21 protein-coding genes are annotated in these 25,207 nt (G+C 62.9%); 10 read left to right on the top strand and 11 right to left on the bottom strand.

The genetic code is table 11. From position 1 onward, the window contains the following. The first annotated feature begins 80 nt into the window (after positions 1–80). On the top strand, positions 81–1,133 hold the full coding sequence (gene pseI / locus IR187_RS03540) for a pseudaminic acid synthase (RefSeq protein ID WP_194953334.1): 1,053 nt from the start codon (positions 81–83) through the stop codon (positions 1,131–1,133). A gap of 28 nt (positions 1,134–1,161) precedes the next feature. Beyond that, positions 1,162–2,007 carry a class I SAM-dependent methyltransferase gene (locus IR187_RS03535; RefSeq protein WP_194953333.1) on the top strand — a complete coding sequence of 282 codons (846 nt, stop codon included), beginning with the start codon at positions 1,162–1,164 and terminating at the stop codon, positions 2,005–2,007. A gap of 6 nt (positions 2,008–2,013) precedes the next feature. Here the strand turns inward: IR187_RS03535 and IR187_RS03530 are convergent, their stop codons facing one another. From IR187_RS03530 to IR187_RS03480, 11 genes are all read right to left on the bottom strand, one after another. After that, a complete protein-coding gene (locus tag IR187_RS03530; RefSeq protein WP_194953332.1) occupies positions 2,014–3,198 on the bottom strand; it encodes a hypothetical protein in 1,185 nt (394 codons plus the stop codon). An 11-nt stretch (positions 3,199–3,209) separates the two neighbouring features. After that, positions 3,210–4,685 carry a hypothetical protein gene (locus IR187_RS03525; protein WP_194953331.1) on the bottom strand — a complete coding sequence of 492 codons (1,476 nt, stop codon included), beginning with the start codon at positions 4,683–4,685 and terminating at the stop codon, positions 3,210–3,212. Further along, positions 4,682–5,965 (bottom strand): hypothetical protein, encoded by a 1,284-nt coding sequence (locus tag IR187_RS03520; protein ID WP_194953330.1) that lies wholly within the window; start codon positions 5,963–5,965, stop codon positions 4,682–4,684. Before IR187_RS03520 ends, IR187_RS03525 begins: the two co-directional genes overlap by 4 nt. 41 nt (positions 5,966–6,006) lie before the next feature. Beyond that, positions 6,007–6,975 carry a UDP-glucuronic acid decarboxylase family protein gene (locus IR187_RS03515; protein ID WP_324187633.1) on the bottom strand — a complete coding sequence of 323 codons (969 nt, stop codon included), beginning with the start codon at positions 6,973–6,975 and terminating at the stop codon, positions 6,007–6,009. A gap of 32 nt (positions 6,976–7,007) precedes the next feature. Next, positions 7,008–7,826: a glycosyltransferase family 2 protein gene (locus IR187_RS03510; RefSeq protein WP_194953329.1), complete on the bottom strand. Its 819-nt coding sequence runs from the start codon at positions 7,824–7,826 to the stop codon at positions 7,008–7,010. Positions 7,827–7,870: 44 nt separating this feature from the next. Further along, positions 7,871–8,818, bottom strand: coding sequence for a hypothetical protein (locus IR187_RS03505; RefSeq protein WP_194953328.1), 948 nt, complete (start codon positions 8,816–8,818; stop codon positions 7,871–7,873). A 318-nt stretch (positions 8,819–9,136) separates the two neighbouring features. Further along, complete coding sequence (locus IR187_RS03500) at positions 9,137–11,344, bottom strand: GumC family protein (protein ID WP_194953327.1); 2,208 nt, start codon at positions 11,342–11,344, stop codon at positions 9,137–9,139. A 45-nt stretch (positions 11,345–11,389) separates the two neighbouring features. Further along, the gene (locus tag IR187_RS03495; protein ID WP_194953326.1) at positions 11,390–12,103 is read right to left on the bottom strand and encodes a polysaccharide biosynthesis/export family protein; all 714 of its coding nucleotides are present in this window, start codon (positions 12,101–12,103) and stop codon (positions 11,390–11,392) included. A gap of 2 nt (positions 12,104–12,105) precedes the next feature. Further along, entirely contained in the window at positions 12,106–13,563 is a 1,458-nt protein-coding gene (locus IR187_RS03490; RefSeq protein WP_194953325.1) for an O-antigen ligase family protein, read from the bottom strand. Between the two features lie 141 nt (positions 13,564–13,704). Beyond that, positions 13,705–15,693 carry a polysaccharide biosynthesis protein gene (locus tag IR187_RS03485; RefSeq protein ID WP_228765514.1) on the bottom strand — a complete coding sequence of 663 codons (1,989 nt, stop codon included), beginning with the start codon at positions 15,691–15,693 and terminating at the stop codon, positions 13,705–13,707. Between the two features lie 232 nt (positions 15,694–15,925). Beyond that, complete coding sequence (locus tag IR187_RS03480; RefSeq protein ID WP_194953324.1) at positions 15,926–16,693, bottom strand: metallophosphoesterase family protein; 768 nt, start codon at positions 16,691–16,693, stop codon at positions 15,926–15,928. A 252-nt stretch (positions 16,694–16,945) separates the two neighbouring features. Here IR187_RS03480 and wecB point away from each other — a divergent pair, with 252 nt between their 5' ends. The 8 genes from wecB to tilS all read left to right on the top strand — a co-directional run bounded on the left by wecB (position 16,946) and on the right by tilS (position 25,155). Continuing rightward, positions 16,946–18,064, top strand: coding sequence for a non-hydrolyzing UDP-N-acetylglucosamine 2-epimerase (gene wecB / locus IR187_RS03475; RefSeq protein WP_194953323.1), 1,119 nt, complete (start codon positions 16,946–16,948; stop codon positions 18,062–18,064). Then, positions 18,051–19,346, top strand: a complete 1,296-nt coding sequence (gene wecC / locus IR187_RS03470) for a UDP-N-acetyl-D-mannosamine dehydrogenase (RefSeq protein ID WP_194953322.1) — start codon at positions 18,051–18,053, stop codon at positions 19,344–19,346. Before wecB ends, wecC begins: the two co-directional genes overlap by 14 nt. Positions 19,347–19,391: 45 nt before the next feature. After that, entirely contained in the window at positions 19,392–20,198 is an 807-nt protein-coding gene (locus IR187_RS03465; protein WP_194953321.1) for a class I mannose-6-phosphate isomerase, read from the top strand. Between the two features lie 52 nt (positions 20,199–20,250). Then, positions 20,251–20,817 (top strand): ATP-dependent protease subunit HslV, encoded by a 567-nt coding sequence (gene hslV / locus IR187_RS03460; protein WP_194953320.1) that lies wholly within the window; start codon positions 20,251–20,253, stop codon positions 20,815–20,817. 5 nt (positions 20,818–20,822) lie between these two features. Then, positions 20,823–22,124, top strand: a complete 1,302-nt coding sequence (hslU, locus tag IR187_RS03455) for an ATP-dependent protease ATPase subunit HslU (protein WP_194953319.1) — start codon at positions 20,823–20,825, stop codon at positions 22,122–22,124. 142 nt (positions 22,125–22,266) lie between these two features. Then, on the top strand, positions 22,267–23,133 hold the full coding sequence (locus IR187_RS03450; protein ID WP_194953318.1) for a helix-turn-helix domain-containing protein: 867 nt from the start codon (positions 22,267–22,269) through the stop codon (positions 23,131–23,133). Positions 23,134–23,246: 113 nt separating this feature from the next. Continuing rightward, a complete protein-coding gene (locus IR187_RS03445) occupies positions 23,247–24,197 on the top strand; it encodes a tetratricopeptide repeat protein (RefSeq protein ID WP_194953317.1) in 951 nt (316 codons plus the stop codon). Then, entirely contained in the window at positions 24,151–25,155 is a 1,005-nt protein-coding gene (tilS, locus tag IR187_RS03440) for a tRNA lysidine(34) synthetase TilS (RefSeq protein WP_194953316.1), read from the top strand. The genes IR187_RS03445 and tilS overlap by 47 nt, the downstream gene beginning before the upstream one ends. Positions 25,156–25,207: the final 52 nt, after the last annotated feature.

The raw sequence follows: 25,207 nt of genomic DNA, 5'->3' as shown, positions 1-25,207 counted from the left end.
GCGGGATAGGGAGCGGTCAGCCCTGCGGCTACCGCGAGCAGCGCCTCCGCTTTTGATATCTGGATAACAGGAACAGCGAGATGAAAATTGGCAACCGGGAGATTGGTGCGGACCACCGCCCCTATCTGATCGCCGAAATGTCGGGCAATCATAATAACTCGCTCGATCGCGCCTTGGAAATCGTCGACGCCGCGGCGTCGTCGGGTGCCGACGCGATCAAGCTGCAAACCTATACCGCCGACACGATGACCCTGGACCTGCACACGCCGGATTTCGTCATCGACGACCCCAAGAGCCTGTGGAACGGGCGCAATCTCTACGACCTTTATGACGAAGCGCATACGCCGTGGGACTGGCATGCGCCGATCATGGAGCGGGCAAAGTCGCTCGGGATCGCGTGCTTCTCTTCGCCCTTCGACCATAGCGCCGTCGACTTCCTCGAAACGCTTGACGTGCCGGCCTACAAGATCGCCTCGTTCGAACTCGTCGACATTCCGCTGATCGAGCGCGTCGCAGCGACGGGAAAACCGCTGATCATGTCGACCGGGATGGCAACCGTGGCCGAGATCGGCGAAGCCGTGCTTGTCGCGCGGCGGGCGGGCGCCGAGGATATCATCCTACTCAAATGCACCAGCACCTATCCTGCCGAACCGGTGAACACGAACCTCGCCACCATTCCGACGATGCGGCAGACTTTCCAATGCGAGGTCGGCCTGTCGGATCACACCATGGGCACTGGCGTTTCGGTCGCGTCGGTCGCGCTCGGCGCGCCGCTGATCGAAAAGCATTTCACGCTGGCGCGCGCCGATGGCGGCGTCGACAGCGCCTTCTCGATGGAGCCGGCGGAATTTCACGCCCTGCGCGTCGAATGCGACCGCGCTTGGCAGGCGATCGGCGGCATCGCCTTTGGCGGGACACCCGCCGAAGAGGGCTCGCGCACCTTCCGCCGCTCGCTCTACATCGCCAGAGACATGCGCGCCGGCGACGTTCTGACGCCCGAGAACCTGCGGGCGGTACGGCCCGGATACGGCCTGCCTCCCAAATATCTCACCCAGTTACTTGGACAGCGCGTGGCGCGCGATGTCGCTCGCGGAACGGCGGCAAGCTGGGCCCTGTTCACCGGTGCGGATTAACACGAATACGCTCGGCGAAGGATAGATTATGCACTGGAAAACCAAGAGCGCGGCGTTCCGCATCTTGTCGGCGATTCCGTTTGGCGACACGATCCATCACCTATTGCAGCGCCATGTGACCCGCGAGTGGCCGCGGTCGGAACCCGTTCTCGACCAGTTGATCGTCGCCGCGCGCGACATATTGGCAGCCGCCGCGATCGATGGCGACCTCGGTGAGACGCGCTTCCTTGAAATCGGCGCCGGCCGGGACCTCGCAACGGCGCTGGCGCTGCGCCTGCTGGGCGTCGGCTCGGTCACCACGCTCGACATCGACCGGCTGGCGCGCATCGACCTCGTCAACCATGCTGCGCAATATATCGCCCGGCGGGTAGGCGTGTCCGTTCCTTCTATCGCCGGTTTCGACGATCTGGCCGCTTTCGGGATCGATTATCGCGCACCGATGAGGATCACCGACATCGGCGAGGAACGCTTCGATTGCTTCTACTCGGTCGATACGCTGGAACATATTCCGCCGGCTCCGCTGGCCCAAGTGCTGGGCACCTCACGAGAGCGGCTGAAACCCGACGGCGTCGCCGTCCACATCATCGACTATAGCGACCATTATGCGCGCGAGGACGGTGCTTCGAGGATCAATTTCCTGCGGTACAGCGATCGCGACTGGGAACCGCACAACAGCCGGTTCCTCTATATGAACCGGCTGCGCCACAGCCAGTTTCTGGAGATGTTCGAGAAAGCCGGATTCCGGTCGATCGACGCGGATCCGTTCCGCCTCGATGCGGCGGAGATTCCGCTGGACGAGCTCGATCCAAAGTTTCGGGGCATGCCGATCGACGACATCGCGACGTTGCGGGCGCGGGTCGCGGCCCGCCCCTGACCCGGATCAGAGCAGGCGATAGGCGGCCCGGCGGACCAGCACATACCACAGGGCGGAGGTCGCCGCCGATGCGATAACGAGATAGGAACTGTCGAAGCTGAACAACGCGAGCGCAAAGAACAACGCCACGACCAGGGCATTGTAGCGCGCGATCGTCCCGAACCGCCCCGAAGCCTGCAACAGGATAGCGAACGGATTGAAGAAGAAGACGATAGCGAGGACCATCGCGGCGATCGCGACGGCGTAGCTCAGCTCTATCCCGTAAAAGGCGCGATAGGCCATCTGGACCGGGATCGTCATCAGAAGGCAGAGCGCCGCGAGCGCCGGATAGGCATAACGCTCGTAACGGCGAATGACGGCAAAGGTGTCCACCCGCCCCGCATGGTCCGACCCGACGACGTGGCGGTGGAAATAGGTTCCGAAGATGAACGCCGACTGCCCCCCGATGATCTTGATCAGGATGATCTTCGTGATGACGCCCATCTGCGCGAGCGTCAGGAAGAAGGCGCCTGCCATTCGCTCCTGATTGAGGAAAAGGAGCGCCGACATAGAGGACATGACAGCCCAGAAGGCGACGCGCCAGTGAATCGTGACGATGCCGCGAACCTTGCGGAGGAACGACCACCGCGGCCGCAGGATCCCTTGCCGCCAAGCATAGAGGAACAGCACCGGCGTCGCGAGTATCTCGCCCCACAACATGATCGATCCGATCTCGAAATGACCCGATCCCAGCACCGCGATATCGACAAGTACGATCAGCGATTTCAAGAAATAGCCGGTGGGATGCGTGAACTTGTTGTTCGAGGCGCGGCACGCGGCCAGAATCATCACATTCGCCGCGGCACAGATCAGCGTGACGAACAGCGTCCAGAAACCAAAGGGGCCGACCACCGAAATCGCTAGCGCTGTCACCACTCCCATGGCGCTGATGATCGACAATCCGGTGAGAAGGAAGCAGCTCACATTCACCGATGCACGGCTGACGGCTCGAGGCGCGAAGAGGCGCTGATTATAGATGAGCTGCGAAAAGCCAAGCGTCCCGAATTCGGCGAACAGGGTCGAAATTAACAGGATCGTCGAGACCGCGCCGAAATCGTGGTTTCCCAGCAGGAACGACAGGATGATGACGCGCAGCGCATGGATGAACGATCCGACACCGAGCAGCAGGATGGAACCAAAAAGCGCCCGCATCGGCATCGACCCTAGCGGTCGCCATATTTCACGAGCTTGCGCGCGCGCTCGACCATCGACGGACGCCGTTCGATTGGCGCGCCGACAGGCGCCGTGTTCTTGCCCGGCGCCGTCAGCGTATCATGATGGAGTTGGCGCACGACATCATCGAAGTCGGCTCCCTCGAAAGCCTGCTGCTCTCCCGAGGACAAAGCCTTGAGATGGTTTACAAAGGTCGGCGCGATCCGATCCATCGCATGAACAAACTTCACAATCTGGCGGCGGCGCGTCGCGTCGTCGGGCAGATCGAAAGTTTGCCCTGGGCCGAGCAGGGTTGGGCAGACCCCCACCGTCTGATAAGTGCTCGCCGCAAGCGAGATCACCGGCTTGCCTCGCCACACCGCCTCCATGACCGAGCTGCCGGCGTTCAGGACGACAAGGTCCGACGCCTCGATCAGCGCCGAAGTATGGATCGCGGACGTGGGTTCGACGTAGCGGATGCCGCGGCGCGCGCAATAGGTTCGATAATGCTCGTCGGCCCGGCTCCCGAAACTGACGCCGACCCGCTGCGCCCATATCGGATGGCCGCGGATCAGGAAATGCTCGAAAGGGATGGCGAGCGCCGACTGCAGATAGTCGATCGCCTCGAAATTGTCGGCCCATTCGACCCGCCAGTCGCTATGCCCCCATATTTCATAGTTGCTCGATGGAAGCACCAGCACCTTCGGCGCTTTCCCGATCTGACCGAACAGATCCGAATAAGTCCCCTCGCCCCGTTTCTGGAAGTCGCGCCATTCGTTGCTGCCGGTCCGGTCGACACGGCTGGCGATGATCCGCTCGGCGCGCATCCGGTCCTCGTCGGCAAGCTCGCTTCCCCCGATTGTCCTGCACATGTCGTGGATATGGCGAAGGCCGAGGCAGTTTTCGCGCGGCAGCAGCATCAGTCCGTCCCCGAACCACGACCGTTCATAGGACATGAAATCGACGCCGCAGGCGACCGCCGCATCGACTACGCCCTTCAATATGTCGATACGCCCGTTGAAGAGAAGGACGAGGTCGACACCGCAGCTCTCGATCCAGCGCACGGTCGAATGATAGCCCGCGCGATAGGCATGCAGCAGGCCGCGCCCCCCGATCCGGGGGCCGACGTCGCTCGCAACCTCGGCGCGGACCAGCGCCGCGCGGTTCGAGATGATTGCCTGTTCCTCACCTTCGACCGGAATGTCCCTCGTCGACCAGTCGATCGCGAACTGCCGGTGCGAACGCGCCGTCGCGCTGCGCCCCAGGCGGCATTTGACGCAATGGTCGACTGAACCGAAGCCGACCGTCTGATATTGCTTGTCATAGCATTTTTCGAGCGAGCCTTTGCACATGAGTTCGCTGGTTTCGAGCCCGCTTTGCCGCGCCAGCGTCAAGAGATAGTCGCGCTGAAACGCATGCGGCCGCCAAGGATAGATTTGGGCAACCCCCACATGTCGGTATTGGGGATAGCCCCTGAGGTTAGTCATCGCTTCGTCTCGCGTGCTAAGACCTTATTCAGAAATACGAGCTCAATGCCCGCCGACCTCGCGAAGGTGGTGGTGCCGGCGATGGCCGTGATCGCCATGATCGAAAGCAACAGCACCGGCAGGTTGGCTGGGCTGATCAGCACGCAGATCAGCAACGCCGCGGCGACGTAGCAAAAGGCCACACGCCCAAGGTACAGATTGCCGGCAAGCATCGACCGCCGAAACAGGCCCAGCATGAATCCGAGCAGCGCGAATCCAATGATCATCGCAAGATAGCCGAAGTCATAGACCACGCTTGCCGCAGCTGGGATAAAATATCCGTCGTAGTCAGTGGCAGTAAGCTGATAGCCGAAGCGGCCCAGAAACATTTCCTGGAAGCCCGAGAACGCAGTCGAAACGCCGGGATTGGCGTCGACGATGATTACATTGCCAACCCACGCCACGTGGAAGGCGTACAGGAGAACGGCGGTTCCGAAATTCGCAAGCTCATCGACTCCTTCTACGCCACTTGAATAAGGTATCGAATAGCATTGCGCCATGATCTCGATCGCCGGCTGTGCAAGGTGGATGCAGAGCTGGCTGAGATAATCGCCAGCGCTTGCCGCGCCGAACGCAGTCGCCCGCAGCGCGAAGATGCCGCCGAAAACGACTGCAACTACTATACCGCCGATGATCAGTCGAAGCCGACTCAAGAAGCTCGGCAGCCGCGGAAGCCCAATCGCGCCCCGCCCCAATATGGCCGCAGCAACCAGCGAGACCCCGATCAGCAGCGCAGTCCGTCCGCCGGTGATATAGGTCAGTCCCAGCATCCCGACGACCACGAGCGCGGCGACGAGATAACGCTCCCGTCCCCATTTTTCCCAGTCGAAGATCATATTTATCATTGGCAAGTACACCGCCGCCGAAAAGATGTTTCCGGCGATGCTTAGCAGTCCTCCGCGCTCGCCGACGCGGGTAAATTCGGCGCGGGCGGCCGCGATCCCGAGGTTCACATAATCAATGCCGCGATTTGTAGTGCGGTCGTAGAACATGGCCCAAAGGCCAAGCAACGCGATCACCGCTACGATGATATTGAACAACGCCGAGGTCGGCCGCTCATTGACGTTATCAGTCGACCGCAGTGATCCGATGGCATAGCCGCCGAGCGCCGCATAGCTCGCCCCGGTTAGGAGCAGGACGAAACCGATCGCCCAGAACTGGAACATCAGCCCAGTGTAAAGGGCCGCAAGCAGGGCGAAACCGATCGTGAACCACACGATCGACAGCATCGGCGAGCGCATCGCCGCCCCCCTCTGAACCGGATTGACGGTGCGCCCCCAATTCACTTGCTTTGACGTTCGTTTATCAACGACCGGAAATAATCGATCGTTTTACCAAGGCCGTCCTCCAGCACGATCGTCGGCTGCCAGTTGAGCAACGACATCGCCTTGCCGATGTCCGGTTTGCGCTGCATCGGATCGTTGACGGGCAGGTCTTTGAATACCAATTCGGCATCGGCACCGACCATCTCGACGATCTTTTCGGCCAACTGGCGGATCGTGAACTCCCCCGGATTGCCGATATTGATCGGCCCCGTCACCTCGTCGGGCGAATTCATCAGCCGGATCATGCCTTCGATCAGGTCATCGACATAACAGAAAGAGCGCGTCTGCGAGCCGTCGCCATAGATCGTAATCGGCTGGCCGGTCAGGGCCTGCATGATGAAATTCGACACGACCCGGCCATCCTCGGGATGCATCCGCGGGCCATAGGTGTTGAAAATGCGCATAACCTTGATGCGGACGTTGTTCTGGCGATAATAGTCGAAGAACAGCGTCTCGGCGCAGCGCTTCCCCTCGTCATAGCAGGATCGCGGGCCGATCGGGTTCACATTGCCCCAATATTCCTCGGTCTGGGGGTGTTGCTCGGGGTCGCCATAAACCTCCGATGTCGATGCTTGCAGGATCTTCGCACCCGTCCGCTTGGCCAGGCCCAGCATATTGATGGCGCCATGGACGCTGGTCTTCGTCGTTTGCACCGGATCATATTGATAATGTACGGGTGACGCCGGGCAGGCGAGGTTATAGATTTCGTCGACCTCGACGAAGAGGGGAAAGGTCACGTCGTGACGCATCATTTCGAAGTTCGGCTTGCCGAGAAGATGAGCGACGTTCGCCCGGCGGCCCGTAAAATAATTGTCGATGCCCAGCACCTCATGCCCCTGATCGACCAGCCGCTCGCACAGGTGGCTGCCCAGAAAACCCGCGGCCCCGGTCACCAGTATCCTTTTGGAGTCATAGGGGGACATCATTTCACATTCTCCTTAGCGCCGGCGTTCAGCCGTCAAAGCTCGCGCCGAACGGCGCGCATCCAGGCCGAGGTGCCGACATACAAGACCCAGTGGACCGGACGCAGCATCTTGAACAGTGCACCTTTCCCGCGTCGCGCATAATCGTCCCCAATTATGTTCAGCGCCTTGCGTATCATCATCGTCTTACTTGCCGAAATCGACGTCGGAAGTTTCCGGTAGTGGACCAGAGGGACGCCCACTCTCACGACGAGCCCGCCGTTATGGGTGATGCGGAGCCACATGTCGAAATCCTCAACTGCGACATGCGTTCGCGCCGCGTTAAACGGCCCGGCAGCGGAGAGCGCGGAGCGGCGCGCGACGACGCTGGAAAGCGCAATCCAGTTCTTCAGCAACAAACGCGCGTGCGAGATTTCGGAACGCGGCACTGCGCCCGAAGGCGCCGCGACGGGTTCGCGTTCCTCGCCGTCGTGAAAATCTCTGACGATAGCCGACACGACATCGGCTCCCGTTTCGTCGGCGACGGCCAGTTGTGTCTCCAGCTTGTGGGCCACCCACACATCGTCAGCATCGCAGAAGGCGACATATTCGCCGGACGACTTCTCGATCCCCAGGTTTCGCGGCCCCGCGGGGCCGCCGAAGTTGCTTGGCGAACGATGGTAAGAAAACCGACCGTCCGCGGCGCAAAAAGCCTGGACGATCTCGGCGGAGCCGTCCGTCGAACAATCGTCGACGACGTGGACATCGAAATCGGCAAAGGTTTGGCTGCTGATCGAGCGCAACGTCTCGCCGATATACTTCTCGGCATTATACACTGGGACAACAACCGAAACGCGAGGCATCTGCCATTCCATTAAGCTACGGCCAACGGCCGGGAAAAACTGGGAATCCCGAATTATTAGCGCGACAACCCGATATCCGACAGGACGACGCGTGTCGGATCGCGGCGCATCGCGCCATCGACGACCACCTCTATCTGCGCTGCACGGCAGCCCACAGGAAACGGGAGGCTCAGGACGGTGCCGTCCGGCACTTCGAGCAGATTGCGGCTCTGAACCGACGATTTAGCCACGCGGCCGAGGACACAGGTGACGCGCCAGAACGCCGCCGCGCCATCGCCGACAGTCCCTTCCTTCTTCCGGAAGCGCAGTGCCTGCCCGTCGGATTTCAGAAAAACCGCCTTGCTCGCGGCAACCCCGCGAACGTCGGTCATCGCAAAAAACTCCGCCTCGTCCGGCCCAAGCATTGCCGCGCCGCGGTCCGATCGCGAACCAAAATCCCATATCACGGGGCGATAACCCTTGGGATCGACGGCCGATCGCAAGCTGACATCATATAGGTCGCGGGCGCGCGCGGCGGGCAACTTCGTATAGACCTTGCGCATCAGGTCATATTGCTGCTCCCCCGCCAGACGATAGACGAGCGAGGCATAGCTGCCCTCCAGCCGATCGACGCGGGGACCTTCGCGCAGCGACGCCACCAGTTCGGCCAGCGGCACCATGGTCGGCGACCGGTCGACCGCGATCGCGAAGAAGGATTCAATCCACGGCGTGTCAGCGACTATCATCGGCTTGATCGCCGCCCTCGCCTCGGGAAGCGCCAGCGCGCCAGCCAGGCGTTCGAGCAACGGCGCCTGCGCCTCGGGGCTGGTTCGCAGCAGCACGTCGATATGACGCAAGGCGTCGCCGATCCGGCCCTGACGTCCGCGCCGGTCGGCGAGCCACAACTGGGTCGCACCGTCACGACGCGACAGGCGGTCCGCCATCACCATCTTGCCTTCCGCAAGATCGGCCCTCCCGCCCTGGACGTCGGCAATGGCAAGAATCCGCAGCGCGCGGGGATTCATCGGCGATTGACGCAAAGCAGCCCTCGCCAGCGCGATCGCTGCAGCTTGGTCCTTGAAGCCAGGCTCCGCCTGCCGCTTCTCAAGCGCAGAGAGCCGCGATCGCATCGGGTCGAAGCCAGCGCCCATAGCTGTGTCCGGCATCAGCTGAAGCCTGACACCAACGCGGGCATTCATGAAAGCAAGCCAAGCGAGGGCGATAGCAACGGTCAGCACCACGACGGTCGCGGGTGTCAGACCCTGTCGAATCGCAAGAAGGAGCGGAACGACGCTCGCTCGCTTGCCCACCCGGCTCCGGAACGAATATCCCTTTCGCACCGATCAATTTTCCTCAGCGTCGGCTTTGTCCCGAGCGTCGGAACCGTAGCCATAGCCATAGCCATAGCCATAGGCATAGCCTGCCTGATTGACACGATATTTCGTAAGCACGACACCAAATACACGGGCGTGAGCTTCCGCGAGCCGACGCAGCGCCAGCGTCGCGCCGCGCACGGGCGTCCGCTGCGATTCGACGACATAGACCACGCCCTCGACGGCGTTCGCGACCAGCGGTGCGTCGGCGAAGCCCAGCATGGGCGGGCTATCGACGATAACATGATCGAAACGCTTGCGGAGTTCCGCTATCAACTGCTGCAGGCGACGCCCACCAAGCAGTTCCGCTGGGTTCGGCGGCTGCGGCCCCGATGCCATGAAGCTCAGGTTCGCATGCGTGGTCGGCTGGATCAGAACGTCTAGATTGTCGTCGCCTGCTAGATAGTTACTAGTACCGAACTCGTTTTCCGCATCAAAATATTTGTTAATCGTAGGCTTGCGTAAGTCGGCGTCGATCAGGATTACCTTGCGTCCGGTGCGCCCCAGAATCGTCGCCAGCGCAAAACTGGTCGTCGACTTGCCTTCCGACGGCGACGTACTCGTTGTCATCAGAGACTGCGGCACGCCATGATCGGTCGAGAAACCAAGGTTCGTCCGAACCGTAAAATAGGCGTCCGATTGCGAAGATTTCGGATTGGCAAGCAGGTCGCGGACATTGCCGTCCTCGATTATCGGCACTGCACCGAGCAGCGGCAGGCCGAGGCGCTGGCGAACCTGGTCGGGTTCGCGCAGGCCTTCGTCGAGGTTTTCAAGGACGAACACGGCGGCGGCGGCAAGCGCTAAACCGGCGGCCAGCGCCATCAGCAGGTTGATAGCCAGCCGCGGTGACGACGGGCGCTCGGGCACCGTCGCGGCATCGACGACCGAGATATTGTTTGCGCCGACGCCCGCGACGCCGATTTCCTTGTAGCGCTGCAGCAAGCCGTCATACAGCTGGCGATTGGTATCCGCCTCGCGCTGGTAGATATTATATTGGATGCTGTCGCGCTGTTCCCGGTTGAGCTGGTCGAGCAGCTTGTCGAGACGCGCCTTCAGCGCGTCTTCACGCTTCGCAGCTGCTTCGTAATTGCTCACATAGCTTTCGACCGCGCGGCCTTCCTGGGCCGCTATGCTGCGCTTCAGCGAGTCCGCCTTTTCGCGCAGCGCCTTCGCCGCCGGATATTCAGGCTCGAATTGGACCAGCGCCCGCGAATATTCGCTTTCGACTTCGGCCAGCTGCTTCCGCAATTCGTTGAGCGCCGGGTTCTGCAGCGCCGCTTCGTTGGCGCGCCGCACGCGCGCCGCATCGAGCTTTCCTTCGGCATCGACGCGCGCAACTGTGGCCTGCGCCAGCGCATTGCTGATCTGGCGCACGTTGCTGCCCGCCAGCGTATCCATGTTCCGGCTAGGTCCATCGGACTCCTGCGGCAGGCGGACGATGCCGCGCCGCGACGCATAGTTTACCAGATCGCGCTCGGACTGTTCGACCCGCTGCCGCAGGCCGTCCAGCCGCGTCTCAAGGAAGCGACGCGCATCGGCCGTCGATTCGAACCGCCGGTCCATGCTTTGCGCGATGAACTGCTGAACCCACGCATTGGCAATCTGGGCCGAAAGCGACGGCGACGCACTCGAATAGCTGACGTCGACGAGCGCCGAACTGCGGATCGGATTGACCCCGACGTGGTTGAGCAGCGTCTCGACCACCAGATTCTGCCGCTCGGCGAGTGCCGCACTGTCAAGCGGGCGGTCGCCGCCAATATTCAGCAGCGCCCCGCCTTCAGGCTCGACGCCATGCGCCGCGAAAAAGGCTTCGTTGCGCGGCAGGTTGAGCTGGCGCGACACGCGTTCGGCGAGCGAGCGCGCTTCGAGGAGCGAATATTGAGTGAAATAGAATTCGAGGTCGCGGCCGGTCTCTTCGGATTCCACGCCCTGCACGTTGGTGATGCGTTGCTGCTGGCGCGAAATCTCGATGCGCGACGTCGCCGAATATTGCGGCGTCGCAAGCAGGGTCGCGAGAATTCCGACGACGATCGAACCGATGATGATGCCGAGCACGACCCAGCGATGGCGCAGCGCCATGCTCCAATATTGGAGCACCAGCGGCGGCTCGACCGATTCCGCGCCGGATTTCGTAACCGCGGCCTCCTGACCCGGCAATTCGAAGGGGATTCGGTTCATTGTATTGCTCATTCCGACAAGGCCATGGTGCAGGATGGTGCGGGACTAAAGGGCATTGCTGCTAACCAGCGCGATGATCGGCGCGGTGATCAGCGAAGAGGCCTGTACGATTCGCGTGAAAAGCCTGCGGCCCGGCGAGTCTCCCACCACGACGACATCCTTCGCATAGAGCTGCGGATCGCCATAGTGACCGCGACGGATAGCCGCCAAGTTATAAAGCGCAACCATCCGCTTGTCGTCAACCGTGCGGAAAACGACGACGTCGTCAAGCTTGGCGAATTCCGAGGGGCCTTTCGCCGCGGCGACCGCGCGCATCAGCGTCATGTCATCGACCAGCGGATAATTACCGGGCTCCGCCACCTGCCCCTCAACGGTGACATATTGGCTCGTCGACTGGAACAGGTTCACCGAAACTTGCGGATTGCGGATATAGCCCACGCGCATCTTCGTCACGATATCCTGCGCGACCTCATCCGGCGTACGGCCGGCGGCGCGTACCGCTCCGGCGATCGGAAGCGAGATATTGCCCGCGGCATCGACCTGAAACTCGCGCTTGCTCAATTCCTCGAAACCCAGCACGTCGACCAGCAGGCGATCATATAAGCCGATCCGGTACCCGCTTTCCATATGGGCTGCGACCGGCGGTGGAAGCTCCGCGGCGTCCACAACCTGGATAAATTCGTTCGACTGAAGCCGCGGGATTGACGCGCAGCCGCCCGCCGCAGCGAGAAGAACAGCCGCGAAAATGGCACGCATCATGGTCAAATTTCTCCGGTATCACGATTCCGGTTCGACGCGGTCCGACGATCGCGAGAGGAACCGTCCGTGTCGATTTTGCGGACACCGCTCAGGGCGGCCGCACACAATGCCCCAAGCACGGCCAGCGAGGGTGTCCGTGCCGGGTACTCGGCAATGCTGCCAATGGCAAGCAACAGTAAAATCGCGATCGCACAACGGGCCGAGATCAGCATCCGGCGGCGCGAAAGCCCCCTCTCCTTCTGCCTCAGCACGGCGATTGCGGCGACGGCGAACAGGATGATCGCGATCCCCGAAAGCAGCACCGCCGGCAAACCGCCGGTCATCAAAATCTCCAGCCAGTCGTTGTGGGCGTGATTAAAGTAATTAGGCGACAATAATCGCGAGGGCTCATATTGCCGATACACCTCGTCGAAGCTCCCGAGGCCGCTTCCCCAAGGGAAGGTGTCGCGCGCGATCTGGACGACTGTCGGCAGTGCCTTCAGGCGCAGATCCTGCGACGCGTCAAGGCTGACGAGCCGTTGGAACGCGACGCCGCGCGCTGCGACCACCGTCAGCAGCGACAGTCCGACCAACATAGCGACAACGCCATAGGGCGCCCATCGGCGCCAGCGCGCCGTCGCGGGCTTGCCGGAAAGCTTTTCCGCCCCTCTGCCATACACCCAGATTGCGAGAACCAAGCCGATGACGCCGAGCATGAGGCCGTTTCGTGACCCGGTCACGAGGATCATCGGCGTAATAAACATGGCGGCCGCAATAGCGATGCCACGGTGGAACTGCAGCCGCCCGCGCGAATTGTCCGCGAGCGTCGCATACATGGCCAAAAGCGGAAACAGGCTCGCCATAAGGATAGCCTGATGATTGCGGTTGGCGAAAAAACCGACCGCGGCGCCCGTGTTGGTCACCTTGTAGAAATAGAGCGGCCCGCGCGGCGGCCCCAAAATCTGAAGCAAGCCGATAAAGCCGCTAACGAGGCCGATCACCATCACCCATTTGAGGGCGCGAAGCCGGTCGTCGGGATTAGCCGCAAGCGCGAGGATCAACGCGGCGAGCGGCAACATCAGGCTGAACAGGGCATTCCATGCGGCCGCAGGTGACATCGACAGCGGCAGCCAAGGCAGTGGCATGCCCGCCACCTCAAAAGCTTGGACGACGATCTGTCGCCCCGGTAGCGCCGACCACAGCGTGGGGGGAAGCGGCACGACATGCGCGATGGCCAGCAGCAGGATGCCGCCCGCCAAGGTCATCAGCCCCGGCGACCGCCGCCAGGCCGCACCGCAGTGACGATAGACGGCGTAAACAAATAGCAGAGCCGACAGCGGTCGCAGGATCAGAAGCGACAGGATGTCGGCCCGCGACGAACCACCCAAGAGCATCGCAAGCAGCACCGTCGCCGGCAAAAGCCAGCGTAGCGCGTCGCGTTCCCCTTGGCCCGTGGCCGAAATCGTCTTCGCAATCAGCATGGAAATCCGTGAAACGCCTTCTCTATTTTGTTGTTTGGATGACCCGCCGAGGGATGCGGGGAGGGCAGCCCATAGGATATAGTTTCAGGAGGCGCCAGCATGTTTTTGGATCGTTGTGACGGGTCGCAAAGCCTGTCAATCCTACCCCGCCATCGCCTGGATCGCCGGATGGCCGGATGGCGGCGCATACTCCGGCACCAGTTCGCGAAGGATATCGAGTGCCTCAGCCGCATCGCCGCGCTCCAGATGGCCGGACAAGGCCAACAGCGCGCGATCGAGATCGTCCCAATCTAACATCGTTTCGCTCGCACGGATGATGCGCTCGTGCATCGTCGGCTGCGGACTTTCGCCGATCAGCAATTCTTCGTAGAGCTTTTCGCCCGGCCGCATCCCGATTTCGCAAATTTCGATGTCGCCGTCGGGATGGGTGTCGTCACGTACCGAAAGGCCCGACAGGCGAACCATCGACACGGCAAGGTCGCGGATGCGCACCGGCTGACCCATGTCGAGCACAAACACTTCCCCGCCCTTCGCCATCGCGCCCGCCTGGATCACGAGTTGTGCCGCCTCCGGAATGGTCATGAAATATCGAGTAATGTCCCGGTGCGTGAGCGTAACCGGCCCCCCGGCGCGAATTTGCGCCATGAAACGAGGCACGACCGACCCACTCGACCCCAGGACGTTGCCGAACCGGACCATCGTGAAAACCGTCGAGCTCGGCCTGGCGGACCGTGCCTGCAGGATAAGTTCGCAGACGCGCTTGGATGCCCCCATGATGTTTGTCGGCCGCACGGCCTTATCGGTGCTGATCAGGATGAAGGTGGCGACGCCCACCTCCTCCGCAGTGAGGCAACTGTAGAGCGTGCCGAAGATATTATTGCGCAAGCCGGCGATAGGATTGGCCTCGACCAACGGGACATGTTTGTACGCCGCTGCATGAAAGACCGTATCCGGCTTCCAGCGCAAATAGATGCGCGAAATGGAATGCCGATCGGTGACATTCCCCAGTTCGGGGATGATCTCGATGGCCGGACCGTCAACCTGCGCCGCAGCGGCCGTGAGTTCGTCGTTGATGGCATAGAGCGCGAATTCGGACTGATCGACAAGGATCAGGCGATGCGGCAGAAAGCTCAGTATCTGCCGGCACAGTTCGCTGCCGATCGACCCGCCCGCCCCCGAAACGAGCACGGTCTTGCCCGCAATGTTGCGCCCCATCAGCAGCGTATTCGGCGCCACCGGATCGCGCCCGAGCAAGTCCTCGATCTGGACGGCCCGCAAGTCGTTGACCGAAACCTCGCCGTCGATGATCCTGCTGAGGCTCGGCAGCACGCGCACTTGCACCTGGAAATTCTGGAGCGCATCGATGATTTCCCTGCGGCGCGCCCTCGAAATGCGCGGGAGGCCGATCAGCACTTCGTCGATCATCAGCGTCCGGATCGCCCAGGCAAGGCGGTCGGATGAATAGATCGGAATGCCGTCGAGCCGCTGCCCGTTCAAGCGGGCATCGTCGTCGATATAGCCCAGCACCTGGACATGCGGTTCGTGGCGCAGCGAAAGCGAGAGTTGCTGCCCGGCCCTTCCCGCCCCATAGATCAGTACGCGGCGCAGGTCGCGGCCGCCGTTGGCCCGATGCAATATGTCGACCAGCGCGAACCGGATCGCCATCCGGCTGACGGCAAGGAGCGCGAGAAAGATGATAGGATGCAGCAAACCCATCGTGCGAGGAATCCCGGAGATACCGACTACCATGAATATCAGCACCATCGGAATCGCGAATATTCCGGACGCGATCGCCAGCCCCATCATAGTCCGGCCGCCCGAAAAACGGATGAGCGAGAGATAGACCCCCCATCGCCATGCGACGGGAAACCATAAGCTCAGGCCGACAGCAGACAGAATGAACACAGGTCTGGTAAACAACTCCCATTCGCCGACCCGCAGCGAAAGAGCGATCCAAACCGCGACGACACACAGAACGGCATCCACCAGTATCGCCACTTGCTGGCGGCGACGGCGCGGCAGGTCCGCGAGCCAGGCAAGCCACTGTGTCACCTGGACCATGGCGCGTTCGCGCAGCACAAGGGGCTGACCCTCCCAAATATCCATTCTCAACCCTTTCGAACCCTGCATCAGGCGGGGCGAATGTTCAGTTTGTGCAAAGGGTTAATAGTGGCAACCTGCATCATTCCCAAGGACAAACATGATACCGGGGACAGTCCGGGTAATCCGTGAACCTTTTGCGGCGAGCGGGACGTCCCCGGTTTGGCCGGCCGCCTAGTGACGAAAAAGCCACGATTCAAGCGGCCTGCCGCCCTAACAAGCCGGATCGACAAATTGTCGCGATGGAAAGACCAGCGCTCCGTCATTCGCTCGTCGTTTTCAAATAGCGACGCTCCCTTCCTTCCAGAGCGATCGCGGTAAGGACGCCTGATTTATAGGCGCCGGTATCAATCCCGATGCGATTGGGCCACTCGTCGACGTCATCGTAGATCGTGTGACCGTGGATGATCATCGCCCCATGGTCGCGCTCGTCATCGAGGAATTCGTGCCGGATCCAGCGCAAGTCGCCGAGCGCCTGTTTCTCGATCGGCACGCCGGGGCGGATACCCGCGTGAACGAAGATGTAGTCGCCGATCTCGATAACATCCTCGCCGCTCCCCAGAAATTGCACATGCTCCGGCGGCACCATGTCAGGCAGCCGCTCCGCAACCTGCTCGAAACTGGCTTCGAAAAAGCTGACGTCGTCTTTCCAATAGCTTCGCACGGTCGCTTCGCCCCCGATGCGCATGAAATAGCGTAAACGGCGAACATCGCCCGTCAAGGCCGCCAGGAAACATTCCTCATGATTGCCGATAAGCAACCGCAACTCGTCGAATTCGCCACGCAGGCCGAGCGCGCGTTCGACCACTTCGGCCGACTGGGGGCCACGGTCGACCAGATCGCCGAGCAGAATGAGGCTGACGTGCGCCGACCCGAGGGCGGCATTGTCGGCGCGGATCAGCGCAATCAATTCGCCGAACAGGTCGTCGCGCCCGTGGATATCGCCGATCGCATAGACGCGCTGCCCTGCCGGGATGGAGAAACTGGCCGGGGGCGGCGGGACCGGCTTACTCTTACGCTTCCAGAACATGAAAATCAACAACTTCCAAATATTTATCGAGCGCAGGATCAGCGGCCACCGCGTCGCGGACCACCTAGCCTCCGCCGTTCCGCGAGGCAATATACAGCTTTATTGCGCAATTGTTGCATTGATGTCGTCAATTCGGAAAATCGGCCGCGATGATCGTAGGTTAAGGGTGTTACAAGCTTTGCCGACTACGGCGCGATCGCGTATCGATAACCGTCGCCGGTCGCGGCCGCGCTTTCAGTCAGGAGATTTGGTATGAAGGTGATGACCGTTTTCGGTACGCGTCCGGAAGCGATAAAGATGTTCCCGGTTGTCCACGCACTCCGTGCGCAGAGCGGACTCGACGCGCGCGTCTGCGTCACTGCGCAGCACCGCGAGATGCTCGATCAGGTGCTCGAAATCACACAGATACGGCCCGATGTCGACCTTGACGTCATGCAGGCCAAACAATCGCTAGACGGGCTGCTAGCAAGGCTCGTCGTCGGGCTTGGCGAAACATTTGACGCCGAAAAGCCCCACCGCATTCTCGTGCATGGCGATACGCTGACGACGATGGCCGCGACGCTCGCAGCCTATTTCCGCAAGATTCCTGTTGGCCATGTCGAAGCGGGACTGCGGAGCGGCAATATCTACCACCCTTGGCCCGAAGAGGTGAACCGCAAGGTTACTGGTGCTGTCGCGGACCTACATTTTGCGCCGACTGAGACCGCCGCCGCCGCGCTGCGTGCTGAAAATGTGTCGGCGGATCATATCCATGTCACCGGGAACACCGTCATCGACGCCTTGCTCGCGACCAAAGCGCGGATCGACGAGGAGCCGTCGCTCGCCGCGGGCCTCGACCCACTCGCCCGCCGCTTCGCCGGCAAGCGTATCATCGCCGTCACGTCGCACCGCCGCGAGAATTTCGGCGACGGCATGAAAGCCATCGCCGAAGCCATCGCCGGAATCGCCGCCCGGCCCGACGTCGCGGTGATTTTCCCGGTCCATCCCAACCCCCAAGTGCGCAGCGCGATGGAGCCGATTCTCGGCGGTCTCGACAATGTCGCGCTGATCGATCCGCTCGATTATCCGCACTTTGTCCGGCTGCTGAGCGAATCGACGCTGGTGCTGACCGACAGCGGCGGGGTGCAGGAAGAAGCGCCTTCGCTCGGCAAGCCAGTGCTTGTGATGCGCGAGACGACCGAGCGGCCCGAGGGGATTGCGGCCGGTACGGCGCGGCTCGTCGGCACCGACAAAAATCGGATAGTTTCCGAAATTTTCAGCCTTTTGGACGATGAAGCGGCCTATAACGCCATGGCGCGCGCCCATAATCCCTTTGGCGACGGCCGCGCGGCGGAGCGAATTGCGGAGATTGTAGCGCGTGCCCATCGATAGCGAGCAGAATGTCACCGTCCTCGGCCTGGGCTATATCGGTCTGCCGACCGCGGCGCTGATTGCACGATCGGGGAGCCGCGTCACCGGCGTCGACGTCAGCGAGCATGTCGTCGGCACCGTCAACAGCGGCAAGGTACATATCGAGGAGGTCGATCTCGACGGGCTCGTCCAGGGTGTCGTTGCGCGCGGCACGCTTGTGGCCTCGACCGAAGTTGCGCCCGCCGACGTGTTCGTGATCGCGGTGCCGACCCCGCACGACGACGAGCATCGCCCCGACATCAGCCATGTCCTGTCGGCGGCGCGTGCGATCGCGCCGAAGCTCAAGACGGGCAATCTCGTCATCCTCGAATCGACTTCCCCCGTCGGCACCACCGAAAAAGTCGCCGCGCTGATCGCCGAGTTGCGTCCCGACCTCAAAGTCCCCGGCGCTTGCGCCGGCGCCGCCGACATCTTTGTCGCCTATTGCCCCGAGCGCGTGCTGCCCGGGCGCATCCTCGTCGAGCTGGTCGACAACGACCGTTGCATCGGCGGCATCACCCCCCGTTGCGCGCGCCGCGCGATGACCTTTTACCGCCAGTTCGTGCGCGGTGCCTGCGTCACCACCTCGGCGCGCGCCGCCGAAATGGTGAAGCTGGTCGAGAACAGCTACCGCGACGTCAACATCGCCTTTGCCAACGAGCTGTCGATGATGGCCGAGCATATGGGTGTCGACGTGTGGGAGGTTATCCGTCTCGCCAACCGTCACCCGCGCGTCAACATCCTGCAGCCCGGTCCCGGCGTCGGCGGCCACTGTATCGCGGTCGATCCCTGGTTCCTCGTCCACGGCGCGCCCAACCACAGCCGGCTGATCCGCACCGCGCGCGAGGTCAATCTCGCCAAGACCGCGCATGTCATCGGCGCCGCCGAAATGCTGGTGTCGCAGCATCCGCAGGCGCGGGTCGCCTGCCTGGGCCTCGCCTTCAAGCCCAATATCGACGATTTCCGCGAAAGCCCGGCGGTCGAGGTTGCCGCCGCGCTCGCGCGCCGATTCGGCCCGCAGATCCGCATCGTCGAGCCTTACGCCCGCGGCCTGCCGATGGAATTTGCGGGCACCGGCGCCGAACTGATCGATCTCGACAGCGCGCTCGCGAGCTGCGACCTGCTCATCGTGCTCGTCGATCACGACCTGTTCAAATCGATCCCGCTCGAGGAACGCGGCGACAAGATCGTCTACGACACGCGCGGGCTGTGGCTCGACCAGCCGAACGGCAATGGCAGCAACCGCTTGCATCGCGCGGCTTGATGATCTTCGCTTGACCCTCGCGCGGCCCGGCCGCATCGGGAACGCATGCTGACCCGCCTCGAAACCATCATCATCGAAAAGCCGTGGGGCCGCACCGATATCCCGCGCGCTTTTGGCGATTTCGGCGGTCGCCGGATCGGCGAAATCTGGTTTGCGAATCCCGCCGGCGACGACGCGCCGATCATGGTCAAATTTCTTTTCACGTCGGAGCGGCTTTCGATTCAGGTCCATCCCGACGATGAAGCGGCGCAAGCGGCGGGTTTTCCGCGCGGCAAGGAGGAATGCTGGCTCATCCTCGACGCGCAGCCCGGCGCCGAACTCGGCGTCGGCCTTAATCGCGCGAGCAGCCTCGCCGAACTTCACGCCGCCGCGCTTGACGGCAGCATCGTCGATCTGATCGACTGGCGCCCGTCGCAGGCCGATGATTTCGTCTACAACCGGGCGGGCACGATCCACGCGATCGGCCCCGGGCTCAGGGTGGTCGAGGTGCAGCAGAATGTCGACTGCACCTATCGCCTCTATGATTATGGTCGCCCGCGCGAACTGCATCTGGACGAGGGGCTGAAGGTCGCGAACCCGGCTCCGGTCCATGATTCGCGCGATGCCACGATCGACCCGCGGGCCAATCGGATGCTGGTCAGCGGCCCGCATTTCCACCTTGCGCATCTCGCGGCGCCCGTCGATCCCGCCATTCGTGCGCAGGCGCAGGGCGAGCTGACCTTCGTTCCGTTATCCGCCGGTTGCCGCGTTGCGGGTGAAGCCGTCGCGCTGGGCGAAGCGGTGCTGCTCGATGATCCGTCGACCATCGAAATCGACGCAGGCGGCCGCGCGCTGCTGACCTGGCCCGCCTGATCGGCACCCCCTCCCCTTGCGGCTCCGCCGCCCATCGCCCATATCGCGGGCCATGACCCAACCCCATGCGCACAGTGCCGCACCCTGGCACGGAACCACCATCCTTTCCGCCCGCACCCCTGACAAGGTCGTCATCATCGGCGATGGCCAGGTGTCGATGGGCCAGACGGTGATGAAGCCCAATGCGCGCAAGGTCCGCCGCCTCCACGACGGCAGCGTCATCGGCGGCTTCGCAGGCGCCACGGCGGATGCCTTCACCTTGTTCGAGCGGCTCGAAGCCAAGCTCGAACGCCACAACGGCCAGTTGCTGCGCGCCGCGGTCGAACTCGCCAAGGATTGGCGCACCGACAAATATCTCCGCAATCTGGAAGCGATGATGATCGTCGCCGACAAGGAGGTGACGCTCGTCATCACCGGTAATGGCGACGTGCTCGAGCCCAAGGGCGGCATTGCGGCGATCGGATCGGGCGGCAATTACGCCCTCGCCGCCGCCACCGCGCTCGCCGAATATGAACAGGATGCCGAGGTGCTGGTGCGCAAGGCGATGCAGGTCGCCGCCGACATCTGCGTCTATACCAACGACCAGTTCACCCAAGAAACCATCGAAATTCAGGCGTAAAACAGATGAACAAGGACCTGACGCCCAAGGCGATCGTCGCCGCGCTCGACACGCATATCATCGGCCAGGACGCCGCCAAGCGTGCGGTCGCGGTGGCGCTGCGTAATCGCTGGCGCCGCCAGCAACTGTCAGCCGAATTGCGCGACGAGGTGACACCGAAGAATATCCTGATGATCGGCCCCACCGGCTGCGGCAAGACCGAGATTTCACGCCGGCTGGCGAAGCTCGCCGACGCCCCCTTCATTAAGGTCGAAGCGACCAAGTTCACCGAGGTCGGCTACGTCGGCCGCGACGTCGAACAGATCGCGCGCGACCTCGTCGAGGAAGCGGTGCGGTTGGAGAAGGACCGCCGCCGCGAGGCGGTGCGCGCCGCCGCAGAGGAAGCCGCGATGGAACGGCTGCTCGATGCACTGACCGGCAAGGGCGCGAGCGAGGCGACGCGCCAAAGCTTTCGCCAGCGTATTCGCGAAGGCCATCTCGACGACACCGAGATCGAAATCGAAATCGCCGACGCGCCGTCGATGCCATTCGACCTCCCCGGCCAGCCCGGCCAGATGAGCATGATCAACCTGTCCGAAATGCTCGGCAAGGCGATGGGCGGCCCGCCCAAGAAGCGCCGCAAGCTGAAGGTGATCGAGGCGGCGACGCGGCTGATCGAGGAGGAGCAGGACAAGCGCCTCGATCAGGATGACGTCGCGCGCGTCGCGCTCGCCGACGCCGAAGCCAATGGCATCGTTTTCCTCGACGAGATCGACAAGATCGCGGTCAGCGACGTGCGCGGCGGATCGGTCAGCCGCGAAGGCGTACAGCGCGACCTGCTGCCGCTGATCGAGGGAACGACGGTGGCGACCAAATATGGCCCGATGAAGACCGACCATATCCTGTTCATCGCATCGGGCGCCTTTCACGTTGCCAAACCCAGCGACCTGCTGCCCGAGCTGCAAGGCCGCCTGCCGATCCGGGTCGAGCTGAGCGCGCTGACCGAGGGCGATTTCGTTCGGATCCTGCGCGAAACGCGCGCCGGGCTCCCCGAACAATATGTCGCGCTGCTCGAGACCGAAAATGTCGCGCTGTCGTTCACCGACGATGCCATCGCGCGGGTCGCAAGGCTGGCGGCCGAGGTCAACGAGCGGGTCGAGAATATCGGCGCGCGGCGGCTTCAGACGATCATGGAGCGGCTGGTCGAAGAGGTCAGCTTCGGCGCCGAAGATATGACGGGTACGACGCTCGCGATCGACGCCGCCTATGTGGACAAGCAGCTCGCCGATGTCGTCGGCGACACCGACCTCAGCAAATATGTCCTCTGACCCACGGTTGTTCAAACGGGCGTATTAGCGCTTCTTTTCAGCCGTCCGTCCGCCGAACTTCATTTGACTTTCGCCCGTGCCCAATGCGATGAACGGCTGACACGGTCGAACCGGGTTGCAAACGACCGGCACGGAGACAGCAATGACGGACGAGGATGTCGCCCCGGAGCAGGGCGAGCTGGCGATCACGCGTACCGGCGACCGGCTGCGGCTGGCGCGCGAGGCCGCGGGGCTGTCGCTCGCCGATGTGGCGACGCGGACGCGGATTACCCAGCGCCACCTTGCCGCGATCGAAAAGTCGGATTTCTCCGAACTTCCGGGGCGCACCTATGTCACCGGCTTTGCGCGCGCCTACGCCCGCGCCGTCGATCTGCCCGAAGCAGAGATCGGCGCCGCGGTGCGCCGCGAGATCGAGGAGGACGCTTACGGCGCCCGCCCGCTCTACGAAGCCTATGAACCGACCGATCCGGCACGACTGCCGACGGCGCGGCTGACCTGGACGCTGGTCATCATCGCCCTCCTCCTCGCGTCGGCTTATGGCGTCTGGCGTTTCCTGTCGGTCGAACCCGGCGAGGCGTTGATCGCGGCGCAGAACCGCGCCGCCGATGCGTCGGAAGCGCCCGAAGGCGCGGCGCCCGAGCCGTCCGCCCGAGGGGCAGCAAGCGGCGCCGGCGCGATTGCGAGCGATGCCCCCGTCGTGCTGACGGCGCAGTCGGAGGTATGGATCGGATTCGACGATGCGGCCGGCAAGACCGAAAACTGGCGAACGCTCGACGCCGGCGAAACCTATCAGGTGCCGGCTGCCTACGCCGAACAATTCACCCTGCGTACCAGCATCCCGCAGGCGCTTAAGGTGACGGTCGGCGGCCGCGATGTCGGGGCGATCGGTCCGGCCGATACGCTGGTCAAGGGCGTGTCGCTGAAACCCGCCGACCTGCTCGCCCGGGCCGAGGGCAATGTTGCACAAAATCCCGCAGCGGCTGCGAGCAAGGCATCCCCGAAAGGCTGAAACGTCAGGATTTCAGGGTGGCGGGAGCTGTGCGGGCCGAAATGGGTTTGCGCTGCGCCGCGTTGGCGCGTTATGAACGGCAAAATGGTTAATTGGTGGGGGCCGAACGGCAGATGAAGATGCGGCAGATTATTTTCCTTGGCGCAGCAACGGGAGCGCTGGTGACAGCGATGCCGACGGCAGCGCAAAGCGGCGCGATCGACAAGCGGGTCGAGCGGCTGGAAAAGGAAATGCGGGCGGTGCAGCGGTCGGTTTTTCCCGGCGGCAGCCCGACCTTTTTCGAAGGCGAGATCACCCCAGACAACACCCCCGGCGAACGCGCCCGCACCAACGCGCCGGTGATCGACCTGACGGCCCGCGTCGATGCATTGGAAAGCCAGCTCCAGACGCTGACCGCTCAAACCGAACAGAACAGCTTTCAATTGCGCGAGCTTGAAAAGCAGTTCGCCGCGTACAAGGCCGAGGTAAACCGGCGGCTCGCCGACCCGGCCGCCACCGCGACACCTGCGAGCAGCATCGCGGCATCCCCGGTTCGGCCACCTGCCACCACACCGACCGCCTCGGCGACCCCGGCCGCCAAGCCGCCGGCAATTGCCGAGACCAAGCCCGCCGCCGCGGCAACGACCAGCGCCGCGCGGCTGGCACAGGTCAAGAAGGTCGAAATTCCGTCAACCGGCAACGAGACCAAGGACGCCTATGACTATGGCTTTCGCCTGTGGGAAGCCAAGCTGTACCCCGAAGCGCAGGCGCAGCTGAAACAGGTCGTCACCAAATGGCCGAACAGCAGCCACGCCAGTTTCGCGCAGAATCTGCTGGGCCGCGCCTATCTTGACGAAGGCAAGCCCAGCCTGGCGGCGGTCGCTTTCTACAACAATTACAAGGACCGCCCCAGCGGGCCACGCGCACCGCACAGCCTGATGTACATGGGCGTCGCGCTCGACAAGCTTGGCCGCAAGGCCGACGCCTGCAAGGCGTTCCGCGAGATCGAAGAAGTCTATGGCGACAAGGCGCCGCAGGATGTCCGCACCGATGCTGCCGCCGCAAAAGCAAAAGCAGGCTGCTGACCGCGACAGCGCGGACCGGCTTGCCGGGGATCTTCGCGCGCTTGCCGGCGCCGACTGGCACCGCCTCCATTATGGCGTCGCCGTCTCGGGCGGGCCCGACAGCATGGCGCTGCTCTGGCTGATGGCGACGGTGCTGCCCGGCCAGGTGTGGGCCGCGACGATCGATCACGGGTTGCGCCAGGGTTCGGACGAGGAAGCGCGCATGGTCGCGAGCTTTTGTCGCCGCGAGCATATTCCCCATTCGACGCTGCGACCGGCTGCGCCGATCAGCGGTTCGTTGCAAGCCGCCGCCCGCGCCGAGCGATACCGCCTGCTCGACCAGTGGCGCCGCGCCAACGCGCTCGACCATATTGTCACGGCGCACCACGCCGACGACCAGCTCGAAACGATCGTCATGCGGCTCAACCGCGGCAGCGGGGTCGGCGGCCTCGCGGCGGTCCGCGCGCGCAACGGCGTCGTCCTGCGCCCGATGTTGCACTGGCGTCGGCGCGATCTGGTCAATGTCGCGCTCGAACATGACCTGCCTTTTGTCGACGACCCGTCGAACAGCGACGATCGTTTCGACCGGGCGCGGTTGCGGCGGGCGCTGAAGTCGCAGACTTTCATCGATCCCGCCGCAGCAGCGCGCTCGGCCGCCTGGCTCGCCGAGGCCGACGAGGCGCTCGACTGGGCGGTAGACCGGGCGATTGCCGGCTGGCCCGATAACGCCGACATCGCGGTCATCCGCGATGAAGCCTATCCGGCCGAAATGTTCCGCCGCATCGTCGCCCGGCGTCTGCGGGCAAATGCGCCGCAACTCTCCGTGCGCGGCGCCGCGCTCGACGGCGTCATCGCCGCGATGCGGGATGGCAAGCGCGCGATGGTCGGCGCGCTGCTGATTGACCCGGCGGACGGGCCGGCAAGGTCGATCTGGCGGATTTCCGCTGCGCCGCGCCGGAATCGAGCCAAAAAGACCTGATTGGCTCATTGTCATTTAACGCGATCGCCCTATCTTGTAACGGACAGAGGCG

This window comes from Sphingopyxis solisilvae (genome assembly GCF_015475875.1).
Classification (GTDB): Bacteria; Pseudomonadota; Alphaproteobacteria; order Sphingomonadales; family Sphingomonadaceae; genus Sphingopyxis; species Sphingopyxis solisilvae.
This window is presented reverse-complemented; position numbering and strand designations above follow the sequence as displayed.

Coding starts and splice junctions, on each gene's coding strand:
- pseI (WP_194953334.1), top strand. CDS start 81: ATGAAAATTGGCAACCGGGAGATTGGTGCGGACCACCGCCCCTATCTG.
- IR187_RS03535 (WP_194953333.1), top strand. CDS start 1,162: ATGCACTGGAAAACCAAGAGCGCGGCGTTCCGCATCTTGTCGGCGATT.
- IR187_RS03530 (WP_194953332.1), bottom strand. CDS start 3,198: ATGCGGGCGCTTTTTGGTTCCATCCTGCTGCTCGGTGTCGGATCGTTC.
- IR187_RS03525 (WP_194953331.1), bottom strand. CDS start 4,685: ATGACTAACCTCAGGGGCTATCCCCAATACCGACATGTGGGGGTTGCC.
- IR187_RS03520 (WP_194953330.1), bottom strand. CDS start 5,965: ATGCGCTCGCCGATGCTGTCGATCGTGTGGTTCACGATCGGTTTCGCC.
- IR187_RS03515 (WP_324187633.1), bottom strand. CDS start 6,975: ATGATGTCCCCCTATGACTCCAAAAGGATACTGGTGACCGGGGCCGCG.
- IR187_RS03510 (WP_194953329.1), bottom strand. CDS start 7,826: ATGGAATGGCAGATGCCTCGCGTTTCGGTTGTTGTCCCAGTGTATAAT.
- IR187_RS03505 (WP_194953328.1), bottom strand. CDS start 8,818: ATGAATCCCCGCGCGCTGCGGATTCTTGCCATTGCCGACGTCCAGGGC.
- IR187_RS03500 (WP_194953327.1), bottom strand. CDS start 11,344: ATGAACCGAATCCCCTTCGAATTGCCGGGTCAGGAGGCCGCGGTTACG.
- IR187_RS03495 (WP_194953326.1), bottom strand. CDS start 12,103: ATGATGCGTGCCATTTTCGCGGCTGTTCTTCTCGCTGCGGCGGGCGGC.
- IR187_RS03490 (WP_194953325.1), bottom strand. CDS start 13,563: ATGCTGATTGCGAAGACGATTTCGGCCACGGGCCAAGGGGAACGCGAC.
- IR187_RS03485 (WP_228765514.1), bottom strand. CDS start 15,693: ATGCAGGGTTCGAAAGGGTTGAGAATGGATATTTGGGAGGGTCAGCCC.
- IR187_RS03480 (WP_194953324.1), bottom strand. CDS start 16,693: ATGTTCTGGAAGCGTAAGAGTAAGCCGGTCCCGCCGCCCCCGGCCAGT.
- wecB (WP_194953323.1), top strand. CDS start 16,946: ATGAAGGTGATGACCGTTTTCGGTACGCGTCCGGAAGCGATAAAGATG.
- IR187_RS03465 (WP_194953321.1), top strand. CDS start 19,392: ATGCTGACCCGCCTCGAAACCATCATCATCGAAAAGCCGTGGGGCCGC.
- hslV (WP_194953320.1), top strand. CDS start 20,251: ATGACCCAACCCCATGCGCACAGTGCCGCACCCTGGCACGGAACCACC.
- hslU (WP_194953319.1), top strand. CDS start 20,823: ATGAACAAGGACCTGACGCCCAAGGCGATCGTCGCCGCGCTCGACACG.
- IR187_RS03450 (WP_194953318.1), top strand. CDS start 22,267: ATGACGGACGAGGATGTCGCCCCGGAGCAGGGCGAGCTGGCGATCACG.
- IR187_RS03445 (WP_194953317.1), top strand. CDS start 23,247: ATGAAGATGCGGCAGATTATTTTCCTTGGCGCAGCAACGGGAGCGCTG.
- tilS (WP_194953316.1), top strand. CDS start 24,151: ATGTCCGCACCGATGCTGCCGCCGCAAAAGCAAAAGCAGGCTGCTGAC.